A 17,348-nucleotide genomic window follows, 5' to 3' on the forward strand; every position below is an offset into this window, starting at 1 on the left:
GACGTGACCACCCGACTCGACCACGTGGGCGTCAACGTGCGCGATCTGCCCGCCCAGACCGCCTGGTACCAGGGCGCGTTCGGCCTGAGGACCGTCTTCGAGTTCCACCTCGAAGGACCCGGACTGCGAGGAGTCGTTCTCGAACATCCGGACGGCTGGCGCATCGAACTGCTCGCCCGGCCCGGTTCCGCCCCGGGCCTGCGCGCACCGGACCCGCTGACCGCCGCCCTCACCGAGGGATACGGGCACTTCGCGGTCACCACCCCCGAACTCGACCCCGTTCATGACGCCTTGGTCGCCCATGGAGCGGGCGAGGTCATGAAACCGGGGCCGTCCCCCGAACCGGGCGTGCGTATGGCCTGGGTCAGTGACCCCGAGGGAAATCTCATCGAACTCATAGAGAAGAAGCCGCGATGACGCAACCAACGAAATCGATCTCCCTGAACAGACTCGACAAGGGCACGCTCATAGCCTGCTGCCTCGCGGTCGCGGCGGCGCAATTGTGCATTACCGTTCCCTCGCCCATCAACGGGGAAATCCAGGCCGCATTCGGGGCCTCGGGTTCCCAAGTGGCCTGGGTGACTTCCGCCTTCATTCTCCCCACCGCCATTCTGGAACTCAATTTCGGTGTGGTCGGAGATCTCTTCGGCCGTAAGCGCCTGCTGGTCCTCGGCGGACTGATCCTGGCCCTCGGTGAACTCCTCAACGCCACCGCGCAGAGCATCGGCATGCTCTGGACCGGCCAGGCCCTCGCCGGTATCGGCGCCGCCGCGCTCTTCCCCAGCTCCCTCGCGGTCATCGCAGCGGCCACCCCGGACCAGAAGGACCGGGCGAAAGCCGTCTCCACCTGGGCACTGAGCATCTCGCTGGCTTCGGCGCTCGGACCGCTGTCCTCCGGTGTCCTCGCCACCGTCGCCGACTTCCGCTGGGCGTTCGTCCCGCCGGTCGTCCTCGGGCTGATCGTCGCGGTCGCCTGCTGGAAGCTGGTCACCGACTCCAAGGCACCCGAGGGCCGCACCCTGGACTGGCCCGGCCAGATCACCATCGCCGTCGGCCTCACCGCCCTGCTCTGGGGCATCATCGAGGGCGGCGAACGCGGCTGGAGCAGCGCGGCGATCGTCGGCTCCCTCTCCCTGGCCGCGGTGGCCCTCGTCGGGTTCGTCGTCGCCGAACTGCGCGCCGCCTCACCGATGTTCAACCTCGAACTGCTGAAGATCCCCTCGTTCGCGGCGGCGGCCGTCGTCGCCCTCGCCGGGATGTTCGGCTTCATCGGTACGGCGTACTGCGTGTCGATCCGGCTCGGCGCGGTCATGCACCTGAGCGCCCTCAAGGCCGGCATGCCCTTCGTCATCCTCCAGCTGATCCCGCTGCTCCTCGCCCCTGTGCTGAGCAGAATGCTGACCAGGATCGACGCCCGCTGGCTGCTGATGGGCGGTCTGCTGCCCATGGCCGCCGGTCAGTTCTGGATCGCCGCCCTGCCCATCACCACCACCTCCCTCGCGGCCTTCATCGGCCCGGTGCTGCTGCTCGGCGTCGGCTTCATCTGCGTGGTCTCCTCGCTGACCTCCGCCGCCGTCAACGCCGTACCGATCCACATGACCGGCATGGCCAGCGGTGCCACCAGTCTCGTCCGTGAGTTCGGGCAGGGCCTCGGCCCGGCCGTCATCAGCACGATCGCGATGAGCGCCGCGTCCTCCGCCCTGGTCGGCAAGCTCAGCGGGGCCGACGCCGGGATGGAGGCGGCGGCCGGACCGCTCGCCGTCGTCAACGCGGGCAGCGAGAGCGCCCGGGCCGCCGCGCAGGATGCCCTCGCCCACGGCATGGCGCTGGGCGTGGTGATCTGCGGTTGCGCCTCACTGCTCGGCGCGGTCGTCACGCTGCTGCTGGTCCGCAAGAACACGGCCCGGTCGGAGGTCGACGCGACCGGGGAGGCGGCGGTGCAGCCCGCGACCGCGTGATCCGTAGGGCGTACACGAGGAGGAGGCCGGGGCACCCGCCCCGGCCTCCTCCTCGTTCGCACATGAACCAAAGGCGTTCGTCAGGACGCGTCGAGCGCGTTCGTGATCGCCTTCACGCCACCGTGTGCCGCGTAACCGCCGTCCACCGTGATCTCCGCGCCGTTGACGTACGACGCCTCGTCCGACAGGAGATACACGACCAGGGGCGCCACTTCGTCCGTGGTGCCGGGACGGCCTTGAGGCGTCATCGCGAGATGTGCGCTCACGAACACCGGGTTCGCGGTAGCCATCAGCGGCGTCTCGATGTACCCGGGGTGGATCACGTTCGTACGGATGCCACGCGGCGCCAACTCCAGTGCGGCCACTCGCGACAGGCCCCGCAGCGCCCACTTGCTCGCCGTGTACGCGACCGCGTGGTGAGCGGTGAGACCTGCCACCGAGCCGACGTTGACGATCGACGAACCGGTCGGCATCAGCGGAGTCAGTGCCTGGATGCCGAGCAGCGCACCCGTCGTGTTCACCGCGAACGCCCGGTTCCAGTCGGCGAGTTCGACGTGCCCGAGCCGGGCCCGTACGGCGATGCCCGCGTTGTTCACCAGCCCGTGCACGACGTCCAGCGAGGCCGCGAGGGTCGCCCAGTCGTCCTCCGACGACACGTCCAGGTGCCGGTAGGTGACGTCGAGGCCGTCGGCGCGCAGGGAAGCGGCGAGTTTCTCGCCGGGCTCGTCGAGGACGTCGGTCGCGATCACCGACGCGCCCTCCCGGGCGGCCGCCGACACCTCGGCGGCGCCCTGTCCCTGCGCGGCTCCGGTGACGACGACGGTACGGCCGGCCAGACGCGTACGGCTCACGGTTCCTCCAGGAGGCTAGGGGTCTTCCCCTGCCACGCTAGGAAGCGGGGGCCAGATCCGGAAACGCGCGTTCCTCATGGCTGGCATCCGTGTCCACGATCGCCTCGGTACCGTCGGTCGACGGCTCCTCGTCCAGCGAGGCGCCCACCCTGCGCATGGTCTCGCGCAGCCAGCGGTGCGCCGGGTCGGAGTGCCGGTTGTGGTGCCAGTACATGGCCTCCACGAGAGGTACGTCCGGGAACGGCGTCGGTACGGCGACACAGCGCGCGAAGCCCTCGTAGCGCCGGGCGAGCCGCTCGGGCACGAGGGCGACCAGGTCGGTGCCGCCCACCAGGAACGGCAGCACACTGAACCCCGGTGCGCTGACCTGCACCTTCGGCACGATGCCGAGGGTCTCCAGCTGCCGGTCCGCGGGCGTCTGACTCTTGCCGAACGCGGAGGCGGCATGCGGCATGTCGGCCAGGTCACGGAGCGTGAGCCGGCCGTCGACGAGGCGCGGGTTGTCGGGGTCCACGATGCAGACGAACCGGTCGTGCATGACGGCCTCGCTGATCCCGGGCAGCCGGTAGCCGAGCGGTACGACCATCAGATCGTGGCAGCGCAGATGGGTCTCGTTCTCCGGCTGGCCGTGCACCAGGGGGTGGAAGTCGATGCGTACGCCGGGCGCCTCGTCCGCGATGGCCCGCAGCAGCGGCTCGACGAACACCGTCATCACGTAGTCCGACATCACCACCGAGAACCGCTGCCGACTGCGCTCCGGGTCGAAGCGCCGGGTCAGCGACAGGGCCTCCTCGGCCTTGTACAGGGACGCCTGTACGACGGGCAGCAGCCGCTCGGCCAGCGGGGTCAGCTCGTACTCGCGGCCCACGCGGACCAGCAGCTCGTCGTTGAAGTGGCGGCGCAGCCGGGCGAGCGAGCCGCTCATCGCGGACTGGCTGGTGGAGAGCCGGACGCCGGCGTGCGTGACGTTCTTCTCCTCCAGCAGGGCCTCCAGCGCCACCAGAAGATTGAGATCGATCGCTCCCAGACCCACGGATGTCCCCTTCCGTCACGCCTGGCGGCAGGCGCCGGCCACATCGTCGTACGGCCGTGAAACCGGAGCGTAACTTCGGGAGGACGTCATGAGGAAGGTCCGTGCGCGCATTCTCAGAAACGCGGATGCGAGCCATCGCGCCCGGGAATACGCGCAGGTCGGCGGGCCTGCGCCCGCATGGGCAGGACACAGGCCCGGCTCGGCGGACGCACAGGATTCCGTGCTACGGCCGTGGGGTGCGGCCCCGCTTTCGGGCGCGTGGAAGGTACACGTCCGTACGTCCGGTGACGATGCGGTTGGAGAGGCTGCCGAGGCGTTCCACGGTGAGTGTCACCTCGTCGCCGGGGGCCAGCGGCGGGGGAGTGCGCTCGCCGACGCGGCCCCAGAACTCCGCCAGGGCGCCCCAGCCGCAGGTGCCCGAGCCGAGGATGTCACCGGGGCGCACCCAGGCGTCACGGGCCGCGTAGGCGATCATCTCCTCGAAGGTCCAGGAGACGTTGGCAAGAGTGTCCCGGCCGATCAGCTCGCCGTTCAGGGTCGCGGTCATCTCCAGATCGAGGAAGCCGTCGGCGTCCCTGCGGTCGTCCACCTCGTCCGCCGTGACCAGGAACGGGCCGAGCGTGTTGGCGAAGTCCTTGCCCTTGGAGAAGCCGAGGCCAAGATTCTTCTCCGGTTTCTGAAGGTCACGCGCAGACCAGTCGTTGAAGACGAGATAGCCGACGATGTGCTCACGGGCCTGCTCGGGCGTGAGGTCACGCCCCGCCCGCCCGATGACCACGCCCACCTCCAGCTCGAAGTCGAGCACCGAGCAGCCCGCCGGAATCGGCACCTCGTCGTGAGCGCCGTAGGCCGCGTGCGGATTGGTGAAGTAGAAGTTGGGCGCCCGGTACCACTCCTCGGGCACGTGCTCCAGCCCGTCGAGGGACTTGGAGACCCCCTCGATGTGCGCCTCGAAGCCGACGAAGTCCCGGATGGACGGCGGTTTGAGCGGCGGCAGCAGCCGCACCTGATCCACCGTCAATTCGCTTGCCCGGCCCAGTGCTTCGGCCCCGGCCGCGTGCAGTGTCTCCGTCTCGACGAGCGAGAGGACGGTGACACCGTCCGGCAGCGGATGGATGGTCTGCCCCTGGACGGCACCGGCGCGCTCCACGCCCGCGTACTCGTATGTCGCGAACCGCATGCCTCACTGCTCCCAGTGGTTGGTGTTGGTGACGGCCCCGGCGCTCAGATACCCGGCGAAGAGGCCCTTCGGGTCGCGGACGGCCCGGATCTCGCGCAGCCGCCGCCACTGCGCGTCGCCCATGAACCTGACCTGCCGGACGGTGAAGTCGGAGTCCCCGAGGTACTGGCCGGCGGTCACCGGCTCCATGTCCGCCATCGCGTCGTCGAGCCAGGCCCGCAACTCGGCGTCCCGCTCGGGCTCGTCGTGCACGACGTAGGTGGCGCAGTAGATCTCCGACTGCAACGAGAAGGCCATGTCGGGGAGTTCATGCAGCGGGGCCATCGAGAACCAGATCGTGAACGTCTGTCGAGTGGGCTGCTCGGTGAACGCCTTCCGGATGGCCGGTACGACCTCCTCGGCGGGCCCGGTCAGCCAGGCGTTGTCGACGAGATAGCGATACCCCTCGGGGTTCGCGCTCCGCTGGCCCTGGAGCTGCTCGGCGAGCGTGGTCGGCTGCGCCTCGACGCGGAAGACGGCCCGGTCGGCGTACGGATTCGTGTGCAGCGGCGCCAGCGCCTCGGCGGCCTGCTCGGCGGTGTCGGTCATCGACACGCCTGTGACCAGCAGCAACGGCTCGTCGTGGCCGGGTGGGGTCTGGGTGAGGGCGACGATCTCGACCAGGTCCGACACCGTGTGGTGCATCCCGTGCAGCCAGGACATCACCTCGTCGAAGAGGGCGACCGGGTACGCGTGGACCGTGTGCGCCAGATGCTTCGGCAGGGGACGCGTGCGGAGGTGGAAGCGGGTGACGACGCCGAAGAAACCCGGGCCGGCTCCCCGCGCCGCCCAGAACAGGTCGGAGTTCGTCGTCTCGTCCGCGCGGACCAACTCACCCTCGGCGGTGACGACATCGATCGCCACGAGGTTCTCCGCCGCCCAGCCCCAGCCGCGCGCGTTCCAGCCCTGGCCGCCCTGGAGGAGGAAGCCTCCGATGCCGACCGAAGGGCAGTGCCCGCCGTTGAAGAACCGGCCGAACTCGCCCAGGAACGGGTTGAGTTCATCGCCGCCCTTGACGCTGGGGGTGGCCGTCACGATCCCGGTCGTGTCGTCGTACGTCATCTCGCGCAGATCCCCGAGGTCGATCAGCAGCGCGTCCGTACGCACCGACCAGGCGGCCCAGCTGTGCCCGCCGGAACGGACGGCGACCTGCCAGCCCCGCTCCAGGGCCAGCCGTACGCCCTCCACGACGTCCTGCTCGGTCGCCGCCCGCAGTACGGCGGCCGGTGAACGGTCCGACGGTCGGCGGGCGTTGAAGACACGCCCGAAGCAGGCCTCGTCGAAGTCCTCGTCACCGGGGAGGTGGAGGGTGCCGGAGAAACGGTTGGTGTTCATCGATGCCGTACTCACTTGACCGCGATCGGGTTGACGGGGGCGCCCACCGCGCCGGTCACCGGCAACGGCGCCGCGACCAACAGGAATTCGTACACACCGTCCGCCGCGCAGTCCTCCGACAGCTCCTCCAGGTCCCACATCTCGCCCAGTGGCAGGCCCATGTTGGGAATCGCGATCTGGTGCAGCGGGGACATCGCCCGCTCGGCGAACTCGTACGGTCGCACCTCAAGTCCCCAGGTGTCGGAGGCGATTGCGGCGATCTCCGTACGGTGCAGCCAGCCGAGGGTGGTGAAGGAGAGGCCGGGGGCGTCGCCAGCCGCGTAGCCGCCCCAGTCGCCGAGCCGTCGTACGCGGCCCAGTTGGCCCGTGCGGACGAGGACGAGGTCGCCGCGGCGGACCGTCGAAGTGGCGCCCTGGGCCTCGATCGTGGCCCGCAGATGCTCCTCCAGGATGGGGAAACCGTCGGGGAGTTCGCCGTGTTCGTCGCCGATCGCGCGGCCGACGTCGAGGAGGACACCACGTCCGGTGAAGGCGTCCTTCATGTGCTCGATGCCGGTGACGGAGTCGCCGTCGCCGTTCACGATCGTGCATGAACGGCCGTTCCACGCCTGCTTGTTGTCGAAGATGTGGCCGAGCCCGTCCCACTGCGTGGACGCCTGGAGCGGCATCACGACATGGTCGTCGGCGCCGCCGAACCCGTGCGGAAAGCCCTGTGTGCCCGCCGCCGCGTCCGAACCGGTGTCCTTCATGTAGTGCACGGGGTTGATCCGGCCCCGGAAACCGCGCTGCGGGCCCTGCTCGTTGAACTCCTGCGCGAGCGAGAAGGGCCGCCCGCGCCGCACCAGACCCACCGCGTGCGCACGCATCGCGTCGTCGACGTGGTTGAGGGTGCCGAGTACGTCGTCCGGGCCCCAGCGCCCCCAATTGCGGTACGCGGAACGAGCCTTGGCGAGCTCTTCCTCGATGGGGCCGAGAGTGGGACCAGGGTTCGGGCCGGAGTTCATCGGACGCGTCCTTTCAGCAGCAGGTCGTAGGCGTTGCCCCCGGCGACGGCGGACCGGTCCGCGGCGATGAGCCCGGAGGCGTCCAGGCGGTCGAGCGGGTCGTCCACGCCCATGTCGAAGGGGTAGTCCGTGCCCAGGACGACCCGGTCCGCGCCCACCTCCTCGACCAGTTGGCGCAGCGCGCGCGGGGTGTAGACGAGCGAGTCGAACCACATGCGCCGCAGATACGTGCTCGGCGGCTCGACACACCCGCGCGCGTCCTCGCGGACCCGCCAGGCGTGGTCGGAGCGCCCGATGTACGTCGGCAGATAGCCGCCGCCGTGCGCGACCACCAACTTGAGGCGGGGGAAGCGGTCGAGGACGCCGGTGAAGATGAGATGCGAGAGCGCGACCGTCGTCTCGACCGGCTGTCCGACCGTGTTGCCGAGGTAGTTGGTGGCCAGGCGGGCGCCGAGCGAGCAGCCCCACGGATGCACGAACACGACCGCGCCCAGCTCCTCGGCCCGCCGCCACACCATGTCGCGCGCGGGATCGGCCAGCTCCCGCCCCTCGACGGTTGTGGACACGCTGATCCCGTACAGGCCGTGGTCGACGACCGCCGCGCCCAGCAGGGCGACCGCGAGTTCCGGGTGCTGGAGCGGAACCGTGCCGAGCCCGTACAGCCGCTCCGGCGCCTCGGCACAGTGCGCGGCCACCGCTTCGTTGACGGTATGGGACAGGCGTGCGGCGAGGTCGGTGTCGGCCCAGTAATGGTGCATCGGCATCGGGCCGACCACCTGGGCGTCCACGCCCATCGCGTCGAGATCGGCGAGGCGTGCGCCGACGTCCGTCAACTTGGGGGCCAGTCGTTGGAGTTGGGCCCGGTTGACGGTGAGGGAGGCGGGGGAGTGGGCGCGCTGTTCGGCGGCGAACTCGGCGGCGAGACCGGGCGTACCCGCGCACAGCGCGTCGGCGTCCGGTACCGCGAGATGCCCGTGGAAGTCGACGACGGGGCCGCTCACGCCGCCGCCGTCAGGGAGTTCAGCGTCCGCGACATGATGCCCGCCGGGTCGGCGCCCGGTGTGCCCGGGGCGATCTCCCACGCGGCCAGCTGGAGCGAGTTCTCCAGCACCATCCGCACCCTCGGCAGCCGTCGCGCCATGAAGTGCTCCAGGGCCAGGTCCACCGGCTCGTCCCCGGTCACCAGTTCGGCCAGCAGCACCGCGTCCTCCGCGCACATCGCCGCGCCCTGCGCGATGAGCGGCGGGCACGCGTGCGCGGCGTCGCCGATCACCACCGTACGGCCGCGATGCCAGGGTTCGTCGACGAGGATCGCCTCGATCCAGCGGTAGTCGACCGCCGTGTCGTCGGGCAGCGAGGCGAGTATCTTGCCCCAGGTGCCGCCGTACCCGGTACCGCGCTCGCGCAGCAGCCCGAGGGGGGCGCGGGGGCCGACGAGGGAGGCGTCGAGGTTCTCGTCGAGGAGGTAGGCGTAGCACTGGTCCGGGGAGATCGGGCTGTAGCCGGCCTTGTAGCGGGGGCCGCCGTAGTACACCTCCGCACAGTCCATCTCGGCGGGGCGGTCGGCGACGACCCGGAAGATCGACATACCGACCGGGTGGGGCCGCGTGTCGATACCGATCTGTCCGCGCATCCGCGAGTTGATGCCGTCGGCGCCGACCACCAGGTCGTACCGCCCGGTCGAGCCGTCCGTGAAGGTGACGTCGACGTGGTCGGAGGCCTGGTCGAGCCGCTCGACGGTCAGCCCGAGCCGGACCCGTACCCCGTGCGCGTGCACGGCGTCGCACAGCGCGTTCTGTAGATCGGTGCGCAACGCCCCTGCCGTGGACGGCAGTTCGGGCCCACCGGTGTGGGGCGTCGGCAGCTCGGTGAGCAGCTCACCGTCGGCGTGTCGCAGCCGCATGATGTCGAACGGCACCGCCCGGGCCAGCACCCGTTCCAGTACGCCCACGGAACGCAGCGCCTTGAGGGCGTTGCCCTGGAGGGTGATGCCGTGCCCCACCCCGAACCACTGGGGCGACAGTTCCACCAGCTCGGCCTCGGCACCGCGCTGGGCCAGCGCGAGGCACAGCACGCTTCCGGTGATGCCGCCGCCGACGACGAGCACCTTTTCAACGGGCATGGGGATCCTTGCGAACGTAGGGGGAGGTAGAGGTAGGGGGTGGCCGGCAGAGGTCAGCCGGTGAAGCGGGCGGCGCGCTCGCTGTAGTGCTCGACCACCGGCGGCGCGGCGAAGAACGGGCCGACCAGCGCACGCCAGCGGGCGAAGCGTTCGGACTCGCGGAACCCGACCGTGTGGTGGGCGACGGACTCCCAGCCGACCAGCAGCAGATAGGTGTCCGGCCGCTCCTCGCAGCGCAGCAGCTCGGTCCAGCGGAACCCGTCCGCCTCGGCGAGAACGAGGCGCGCCTTCTCGTAGGCCTCCTCGAACGCCTGCTCACGACCGACTTCGACGGCCAGCTCGGCATGCTCGACGATCACGACTGTCTCGCTTCTTTCTTAGGGCTCGGTTCGCCTCCGGGGCGCTACAGACGGTGTCGAGGGGGCGACCGTGCTCAGCCCTTCCTTCGTCAGGGCCTCCGCGCGCTCGCCCCCTCGACACCGTCGCGCCCCTTTGGCTCACTCGCCGGGTTCGGTGGGTGGTCCGAGCCTGCGTGGGCGGTGGATGCAGGGTCAACGGATCGAGGCATCGGCAAGGGGCACGTCATCCATTGCGCACGGCGATGGGCCGCTGATCACGGGCCGTACGGGCCGCTGATGCCAGGCATCGCCAATCACCATTTCCGCCGCCGGGCAGCGCTGCCTAGCGTCAATGGCAGCCAACGCCCCCGCTTTCACCAGTCCGCCCGCCCGTACGTCGTACGAGGAGACCGCCCGTGTCCGACCGACCCCCCTCCCACGCTGGCCCGTTCGCCCTGGGCACCTTCGAGGCCGGCAACGGCACGTTCCCGGGCCTGGTCGTGGGGCCGAGGGTGCGCGACCTCACCGACCTCGCGCCCTCCGTGCGCGCGATCGTCGAGGACTGGGACACCTGGCTGCCCCGCCTCCACGACCTCGCCGCGGCCGCCGACGGCCCTTGGCTCGACCTGGCGGCGGTTCGCGTCCTGGCCCCGGTCGAACCCGGCCAGATCCTCCAGAGCGGCGCCAACTACCGCAAGCACGTGGTCGATCTGGTCGCCGCCGAGAAGGAGAGCGTGCACGGCGCGACACCCGAGGAGGCCCGCGCCGACGCCGAGAAGATGATGGACGTACGGGCACGGAACGGCGTCCCGTACGTCTTCCTCGGCTCGCCGCGCGCGATGTGCGGCCCGTACGACGACATCGTGCTCCCCGCACTCGGTGAACAGCACGACTGGGAACTCGAACTCGCCCTGGTCATAGGGAAGTCGGGCAGGAACATCCGCACCGAGGACGCGATGGAGTACGTCGCCGCCTACACGATCTGCAACGACCTCACCACCCGCGACCGCCTTTACCGGCCCGATCTGAAGGCCATCGGCACGGACTGGTTCACCGCCAAGAACGCCGACACGTTCCTGCCGACCGGCCCCTTCCTCGTCCCGGCCGCCTTCGTCGGGGACTCCTCCGACCTGCGGATCACCCTGCGCCACAACGGAGTTGTGCGCCAGGACGAGTCCACCAAGGACATGATCTTCGACATCCCGCGGCTCATCGCGTACGTCTCCACGACCACCACCCTGCGCCCCGGCGACCTGCTCCTCACCGGCTCCCCTGCCGGCAACGGCGCGCACTGGGGCGTCTTCCTCAAACCCGGGGACGTCGTGGAGTCGGAGATCACCGGCCTGGGCCACCAGCGCAACACCGTCAGGAGCGACGCATGAGCACCCTGGACACTCCCTTCCAGCCCATCACCCATCTGCGCCATGTCGACCTGGCCGTACCGGACTTCGCCACCCAGCGCGCCTTCTACGGCAGCACCTGGGGCCTGACCGAGGTCGCCGACGACAACGGCATCGCGTTCTTCGCCGCCGAGGGCAGCCCCGAGCAGTACATCGTGCGGATCCGCCAGGACGAGCGGAAGCGGATGGACCTGATCGCCTTCGGGGCCGCGACACCGGCCGCCGTCGACGAGCTGGCGGTACGGCTAGGCAGCGCAGGTGTCCAACTGGTCCATGAACCAAGGGCGTTGGACACCCCCGGCGGCGGCTACGGCTTCCGCTTCTTCGACCCGGACGGCCGGGTCGTCGAGGTGTCGGCCGACGTCGCCACCCGCGCACACCGGAAGATCGAGGAACGCGAGGCCATCCCGGTACGGCTCTCGCACTGTGTCGTGAACTCCCAGGACCCGGAAGGGCTGCGGGACTTCTATGTCCGGCACCTCGGCTTCCGGCTCACCGACACCCTCTACTCGACCCACATGGGCGACCTCATGTACTTCCTGCGGTGCAGCCCCCTCCACCACTCCTTCGCCATCGCGCGCGGCCCCCATGTCTCCCTGCATCACGCCTCGTTCGAGATGCGGGGCGTCGAGGAGTACATGCGCGGGACGGGCCGTGCGCTGCGTGCCGGGACCCGGCTCACCTGGGGGCCCGGCCGACATCTGGCCGGCGACAACACCTTCTCCTACTTCCACGACCCGCACGGCAACACCGTCGAGTACACGACCGAACTCGCCGTCCTCGAAGAGGACTTGTGGCACCCCGGCCGCCATGACGTCGACGATCCGATCACCCAGGACCAGTGGGGGACGGCCGATCCGATGAGCGAGTCGGTCGCCAAGGAGCAGTTCAACGACCCCGACGTGCTGTTCACCGCGCCGCCCGTCTGAACCGAACTACCCACGGAAAGGCCGCAGTTGTGGCAGAGATCCTGAAGCACGCCGTACCGAGGTCCGAAGTCGCCGCCTCCCTCGCCCAGGTGCGGGAGACCGTGACCGGCGTCATCGCGGACATCCGTGAACGCGGTGACGCGGCCGTGCGCGAGTACTCCGAGAAGTTCGACAACTGGAGCCCGGACTCCTTCCGGCTCTCCGACGAGGAGGTCGAGAAGATCGTCGCGTCGGTGCCCGAGCAGGTCATCGCCGACATCCGCTTCGTGCAGGACCAGGTCCGCGCCTTCGCCCGCCAACAGCTGGACTCCATGCGGGAGTTCGAGGTCGAGACGCTGCCGGGCGTCCGGCTGGGCCAGAAGCACATCCCCGTGAAGGCGGCAGGCGCCTACATCCCGGGCGGCCGCTACCCGCTCACCGCCTCCGCCCACATGACCATCGTCACGGCGAAGGTCGCGGGTGTACCGCGAGTCGTCGCCTGCACGCCGCCGATCCGTGGCGAGATCCCGGCCGCGACCGTCGCCGCGATGCACCTGGCGGGCGCCGACGAGATCTGGCTCCTTGGCGGAGTACAGGCTGTCGCCGCGATGGCGGTCGGGACGGACTCGATGCGGCCCGTGAACCTGATCGCCGGACCCGGCAACGCCTATGTGGCCGAGGCCAAGCGGCAGTTGTTCGGCGGGATCGGCATCGACCTGTTCGCCGGGCCCACCGAGATCCTCGTCCTCGCCGACGAGGACGCCGACCCGTTCGTCTGCGCGGTCGACCTGCTCTCCCAGGCCGAACACGGCCCCGACTCCCCGGCCGTCCTCATCACCACCTCCCGCGAGGTCGCCGAGCGGACGATCGCCGAGGTGGAACGGCTCCTGCCCGGCATGCCGACCCGCGACTTCGCCGGACCGGCCTGGCGCGACCACGGCCAGGTGCACGTCGTCGACACCCTGGACGAGATGTACGCACTCGCCGACGACTTCGCCTTCGAACACGTCGAGGTCCTCACCGCCGAACCACGCCTGGCCCTGGAGAAGATGACCCAGTACGGCGCCCTGTTCCTCGGCGAGGGCACCTGCGTGTCCTTCGGTGACAAGGTCATCGGCACCAACCACGTCCTGCCCACACGCGGTGCCGCCCGCTACACCGGCGGCCTCTGGGTGGGCAAGTACCTCAAGACGGTGACGTACCAGGAGGTCACCGACACCGCCTCGCAGGCCCTGCTCGGCCGCCTCTGCGGGCGCGCCTCCCGCGTCGAGCTGTTCGAGGGCCACGCTCGCTCCGGCGACGTACGCGCGGCGAAGGCCGAGGGTGACGCCCTGCCGTGGAACGGCGTCGCATGAGCCTGCACGGGCGTACGGCACTGATCACGGGCGGGGGAGGACCGCTCGGGCGGGCGTTCGCGTCGTCGCTGTCGGACGCGGGCGCCCGGGTGATCCTCGTCGGCCGAGACGAGACCGCCCTCGCGGACGCGGCGGACCGGATCACCAAGGAGGGCGGCGAGGCGCGTACGGCGGTGTGCGACGTCTCCGCCCCCGACTCGGTAAGCGCGCTGGCATCCCAACTGGCCGACGAGGACGTGTCGTTGCTGGTGAACAACGCGGGCGTCGCGGGCCCCGTGAAGCCGCTCGTCGACATCGAACCGGACGAGTGGGACGACGTGTTCGCCGCCAACGTCCGGGGCGTCTACCTGATGTGCCGGGCCTTCCTGCCGCCCATGCTGGCGGCGGGCCGAGGCGACATCGTCAACATCGCCTCGGTGAGCGGCAAACGCCCCCTGCTCCACCGCACCCCGTACACGGCGTCGAAGATGGCCCTCCTCGGCCTCACCCGCACCCTCGCGGGCGAGGCAGGCCCCCAGGGCGTCGCGGTCAACTCCCTTTCCCCGGGCCCGGTTCGAGGCCCACGCATGGACCGCAACTTCCGCCTGACTGCCGAACTGACCGGCTGTACTCCGGAGGAGGCGGAACGTGACTTCGCCTCCCGGGCCGCACTGGGCCGCTTGGTGGAAGCGGACGAGGTGGCCCGCGCCCTGCTGGCGATGCTCGCGATGCCGGGCCTGTGCGGGGCGGACATCGACCTGTCGGCGGGGATGATCGCCCCGGCGTAGCCGACCGATGGTGCCCTGATCAGCAGGCCCTTATGGACACGCTGTGTGAATGTCATGGACCGGGCCGTGCGATCCGAGGCATCGGGTTCCGGGATGGGTGCGCCGGGCCCCTTCTCCCCGTTGTGCAGGGCTGATTCACTCCCGGGAGTGCTTCATCGGGCCTCAAGTCCGAGCCGTGGCCGCCGTGTTGAGGCGGCCGGACAGTCACTCTGCGCGATTCCGCATCTGCGTCCACTCGGACCGCACCGCGCATTCGATCCCTGGGAAGGCATGCCATGACGCTGATCACCCGACGTTCGATCCTCATCGCCGGTACCGCGACCGCCGGTGCCGTACTGGTCCCGGTGGCCTCCGTGAGCGCCGCGCCGGCGACCGCGCGGGGCGCGCGGATCACGGTCGCCGCCGGGGAGACGTACGAGCTGTCCGCGACCACCCGCGTGGACCGACTGTCCATCGCCGAGGGCGGAAAGATCGTCGCCCCCGACGGCTACAGCGTCACCCTGACCGTCGACGGCGTGGAGACGGGTCAATTGCTGACCGAGACGGGCGGTACGGAGACGCTGATCCAGGCCGGTACCTACCGGGGCGATGTCGTCCTCACGGTGGCCGAGGCGAACCCGGTGACCTACGAGACGCTCACCTTCCCCTTCCGGCAGGCCCTTTACGTGGACGCCGACGGCGTAGCGCGCGCCAAGTCCGTGCTGACCAGCGTCATCGGGGGTCGGCTCGCCGACTCCGTGGCGAAGAACGTGTCGATCACCTCGACCGGCGAGTGTTTCGACGGCGTGTATGTGAAGGACGCCGACTACACGCTGGAGCGGCCCGTCATCTCCTTCACCGGGAACGGGCGTTCCGATTTCGCCGGGTACGGAGCCGCAGTCGTCGGCGCCGGATCGGCGACCAAGCTCGTGCTCGACGGCGCCCGGATCGCGACCAAGGGCGTCGTGCGTACCGGTGTCATCGCGGACGCCGGTGCGAACGTCGTCGTCAAGAACTCCCGGATCCACACCCGCAACGGCGTCCTGCCCGCCGACTACCAGGCCACCGTCGAGACGCCGTACATGCAGTCGGTGCCCTGGATGCTGGGCCTCGACGGGAACGTCCGCGCCACCAACCTCATCGGGGCCAACAGCCGGGCGACCTATGTCAACTCCACGGTCTTCTCGGAGACTTGGGGCGCGCTGTCCGTGGAGGGCGGCCGGGGTCTCAAGCTGACGGTCGTCAACAGCCATGTCGGCAACACCGGTTCGTACGGCTACGGCACCTACGCCATCGGCGACGCGACCGTCCGCGTCCTCGGCTCGCGGTTCGACGTGGGCAGCTACGCGACGATCATCGCGGGCCCGGCGGCCGTCGTCCACTACGGCGACAGCACGCCCGCAGCCGTCGCCGCACTCAACACCGAACTCGAACTCGGTCTGACCAAGACCGAGTTGAAGGCCGTACCGGCCCGGAACACGGTCGTGAACTCGGGGCACTTCGGCTACATGTTCTTCGGTGCCGGAACGCTGACGCTCGACGGCGGGACCGTCATCAACTCCGAGAAGGCCACCTTCCTCAACAAGGGGCAGCAGACCACCATCACCGTCGACGGCTCGCAGGGCGCCCGGCTCAACCCGCGCAACGGGATCGTCCTTCAGATGATGGAGCTGGACGACCCGGGACCGGTCCCCGTCGACGGCAAGATGATGAACGTCGGCGTCTACACCGAACCCACCGGCGACCCGGCCGAGGACACCACCTTCGACGTCACCGCCGTCCACACCGCCGACGGAGCCGCCACCTTCACCTCCATCGCGCTGAAGGGCGACTTCTACAACGGCATGCGCAAGGGCAAGAACCTGGTCCTCACCTTCGACGACAGCAGCGTGAAGGGCGTCATCTCGGCCTCCAGGACCCAGCACTACGTCTCCACCATCGACGCTTCCACCTTCTACGAGCTGGGCGAGGTCACCAACACGAAGCAGGCGGCCGTCAACAACGGGGTGATCGTCCAGCTGGGCGCCGGCTCCGCCTGGACGGTCACCGGCACCTCGTACCTGACGAAGCTCACCCTCGCGGCCGACGCGGTGGTCGAGGCACCCGGCGGCAAGAAGCTGACCATGACCGTCGACGGGACCGTCACAGCCGTCACGGCCGGGCAGACGTACGCCGGAGCGATCACGCTGACCGTGGGGTGAGCCGTCCCCGGCAGGGAGGCCAGGGGCCCGCTCGGGCGGGCCCGACGGCCTGAGCGATCCGCCCGCTCTCCCCCTAAGCTGAGCCGATGTTCAGCCCCGAAGGTCCCACCCTCCGTGAACTCGCCGTACAGGCGCTGTCGTCCGTCGAGCACGGCTACGACCTGCTCGCACCGAAGTTCGACCACACCCCGTTCCGTACGCCGGACACGATCCTCGACGCCGTGGCGTCGGCGCTCGGCGGCCTCGGGCCCTTCGACGACGGCCTCGACCTGTGCTGCGGCACCGGCGCCGGTCTGGACGTACTGGAGCGGGTGTGCCGGGGGAGCGTCACCGGGATCGACATCAGCGCGGGCATGCTGGAGGTGGCCCGGCAGCGGACCGGGGCGGGTGAGCGGACCGGCGGGCCCCGCGTCTCCCTGGTACGCGGCGACGCCCGCGCCCTGCCCTTCGCCACGACAGCCGCACCCACCCCCGCCTTCGATCTGGTCGTCAGCTTCGGGGCGTTCGGGCACTTCCTGCCGGGTGAGCTGCCGGGGCTGTTCGCCCAGGTCCATTCCGTACTGCGGCCGGGCGGGCGCTTCGCCTTCCCCGTCGTGGCACCGGCCCGCCCGGGAACGCGCGCCTACTGGGCGCTCCTCGGCTTCGACGCGGTGATGCGGGTGCGCAACGCCGTGTGGAAGCCGCCGTTCGTCATGTACTACCGGGCCTTCCGACTGGCCGACGTACGCAGGGAGTTGACCCGCGCCGGCTTCGACGTGGAGACCTGTGCGCTCCCCGAGTTCGGACGGCGACCGGACGGCAGTCCGCGCTGCCGGATGGTGGTGGCGACGCGGACACCGGCCGGGTAGGCCTTCAGCACTCCTCGGCGCAGTCGTGGG

The 17,348-nt window shown here is 70.1% G+C and carries 16 protein-coding genes; 8 read left to right on the top strand and 8 right to left on the bottom strand.

From position 1 onward, the window contains the following. Positions 1-3 precede the first annotated feature (3 nt). Together OG787_RS45265 and OG787_RS45270 are read left to right on the top strand one after the other, a co-directional pair. Positions 4-417: a VOC family protein gene (locus OG787_RS45265; protein WP_369029873.1), complete on the top strand. Its 414-nt coding sequence runs from the start codon at positions 4-6 to the stop codon at positions 415-417. Then, positions 414-1,958 carry an MFS transporter gene (locus tag OG787_RS45270; RefSeq protein ID WP_369029872.1) on the top strand — a complete coding sequence of 515 codons (1,545 nt, stop codon included), beginning with the start codon at positions 414-416 and terminating at the stop codon, positions 1,956-1,958. Before OG787_RS45265 ends, OG787_RS45270 begins: the two co-directional genes overlap by 4 nt. Positions 1,959-2,038: 80 nt before the next feature. Here OG787_RS45270 and OG787_RS45275 read toward each other — a convergent pair whose 3' ends face one another. From OG787_RS45275 to OG787_RS45310, 8 genes are all read right to left on the bottom strand, one after another. After that, positions 2,039-2,809 carry an SDR family NAD(P)-dependent oxidoreductase gene (locus OG787_RS45275; protein WP_369029871.1) on the bottom strand — a complete coding sequence of 257 codons (771 nt, stop codon included), beginning with the start codon at positions 2,807-2,809 and terminating at the stop codon, positions 2,039-2,041. Between the two features lie 37 nt (positions 2,810-2,846). Continuing rightward, a complete protein-coding gene (locus OG787_RS45280; protein ID WP_405539266.1) occupies positions 2,847-3,842 on the bottom strand; it encodes a LysR family transcriptional regulator in 996 nt (331 codons plus the stop codon). A gap of 223 nt (positions 3,843-4,065) precedes the next feature. Further along, positions 4,066-5,022 carry a fumarylacetoacetate hydrolase family protein gene (locus OG787_RS45285; protein WP_405539268.1) on the bottom strand — a complete coding sequence of 319 codons (957 nt, stop codon included), beginning with the start codon at positions 5,020-5,022 and terminating at the stop codon, positions 4,066-4,068. 3 nt (positions 5,023-5,025) lie between these two features. Further along, a complete protein-coding gene (locus OG787_RS45290) occupies positions 5,026-6,396 on the bottom strand; it encodes an FAD-binding oxidoreductase (protein ID WP_405539270.1) in 1,371 nt (456 codons plus the stop codon). Positions 6,397-6,407: 11 nt separating this feature from the next. Next, positions 6,408-7,400, bottom strand: coding sequence for a cyclase family protein (locus tag OG787_RS45295; protein WP_405539271.1), 993 nt, complete (start codon positions 7,398-7,400; stop codon positions 6,408-6,410). After that, positions 7,397-8,401 (bottom strand): amidohydrolase family protein, encoded by a 1,005-nt coding sequence (locus tag OG787_RS45300; RefSeq protein WP_405539272.1) that lies wholly within the window; start codon positions 8,399-8,401, stop codon positions 7,397-7,399. Before OG787_RS45300 ends, OG787_RS45295 begins: the two co-directional genes overlap by 4 nt. Next, positions 8,398-9,522, bottom strand: a complete 1,125-nt coding sequence (locus OG787_RS45305; RefSeq protein ID WP_405539273.1) for an FAD-dependent monooxygenase — start codon at positions 9,520-9,522, stop codon at positions 8,398-8,400. Before OG787_RS45305 ends, OG787_RS45300 begins: the two co-directional genes overlap by 4 nt. A gap of 53 nt (positions 9,523-9,575) precedes the next feature. Then, positions 9,576-9,881 (bottom strand): antibiotic biosynthesis monooxygenase family protein, encoded by a 306-nt coding sequence (locus tag OG787_RS45310; protein ID WP_405539274.1) that lies wholly within the window; start codon positions 9,879-9,881, stop codon positions 9,576-9,578. Between the two features lie 395 nt (positions 9,882-10,276). On the opposite strand from OG787_RS45310, the gene OG787_RS45315 reads away from it, so the two are divergent. The 6 genes from OG787_RS45315 to OG787_RS45340 all read left to right on the top strand — a co-directional run bounded on the left by OG787_RS45315 (position 10,277) and on the right by OG787_RS45340 (position 17,318). Beyond that, positions 10,277-11,242 (top strand): fumarylacetoacetate hydrolase family protein, encoded by a 966-nt coding sequence (locus tag OG787_RS45315; RefSeq protein ID WP_405539276.1) that lies wholly within the window; start codon positions 10,277-10,279, stop codon positions 11,240-11,242. Next, positions 11,239-12,189, top strand: a complete 951-nt coding sequence (locus OG787_RS45320) for a VOC family protein (RefSeq protein WP_405539278.1) — start codon at positions 11,239-11,241, stop codon at positions 12,187-12,189. Before OG787_RS45315 ends, OG787_RS45320 begins: the two co-directional genes overlap by 4 nt. Positions 12,190-12,218: 29 nt before the next feature. Continuing rightward, a complete protein-coding gene (hisD, locus tag OG787_RS45325; RefSeq protein WP_405539279.1) occupies positions 12,219-13,523 on the top strand; it encodes a histidinol dehydrogenase in 1,305 nt (434 codons plus the stop codon). Then, positions 13,520-14,290: an SDR family NAD(P)-dependent oxidoreductase gene (locus tag OG787_RS45330; protein WP_405539280.1), complete on the top strand. Its 771-nt coding sequence runs from the start codon at positions 13,520-13,522 to the stop codon at positions 14,288-14,290. Before hisD ends, OG787_RS45330 begins: the two co-directional genes overlap by 4 nt. Before the next feature lie 275 nt (positions 14,291-14,565). Then, a complete protein-coding gene (locus OG787_RS45335; protein WP_405539281.1) occupies positions 14,566-16,470 on the top strand; it encodes a hypothetical protein in 1,905 nt (634 codons plus the stop codon). Positions 16,471-16,556: 86 nt separating this feature from the next. Next, positions 16,557-17,318, top strand: a complete 762-nt coding sequence (locus OG787_RS45340; RefSeq protein WP_405539283.1) for a class I SAM-dependent methyltransferase — start codon at positions 16,557-16,559, stop codon at positions 17,316-17,318. Positions 17,319-17,348 lie beyond the last annotated feature (30 nt).

Origin of the sequence: Streptomyces sp. NBC_00075, from assembly GCF_045041225.1 — a bacterium.
Taxonomy (GTDB): Bacteria; Actinomycetota; Actinomycetes; order Streptomycetales; family Streptomycetaceae; genus Streptomyces; species Streptomyces adonidis.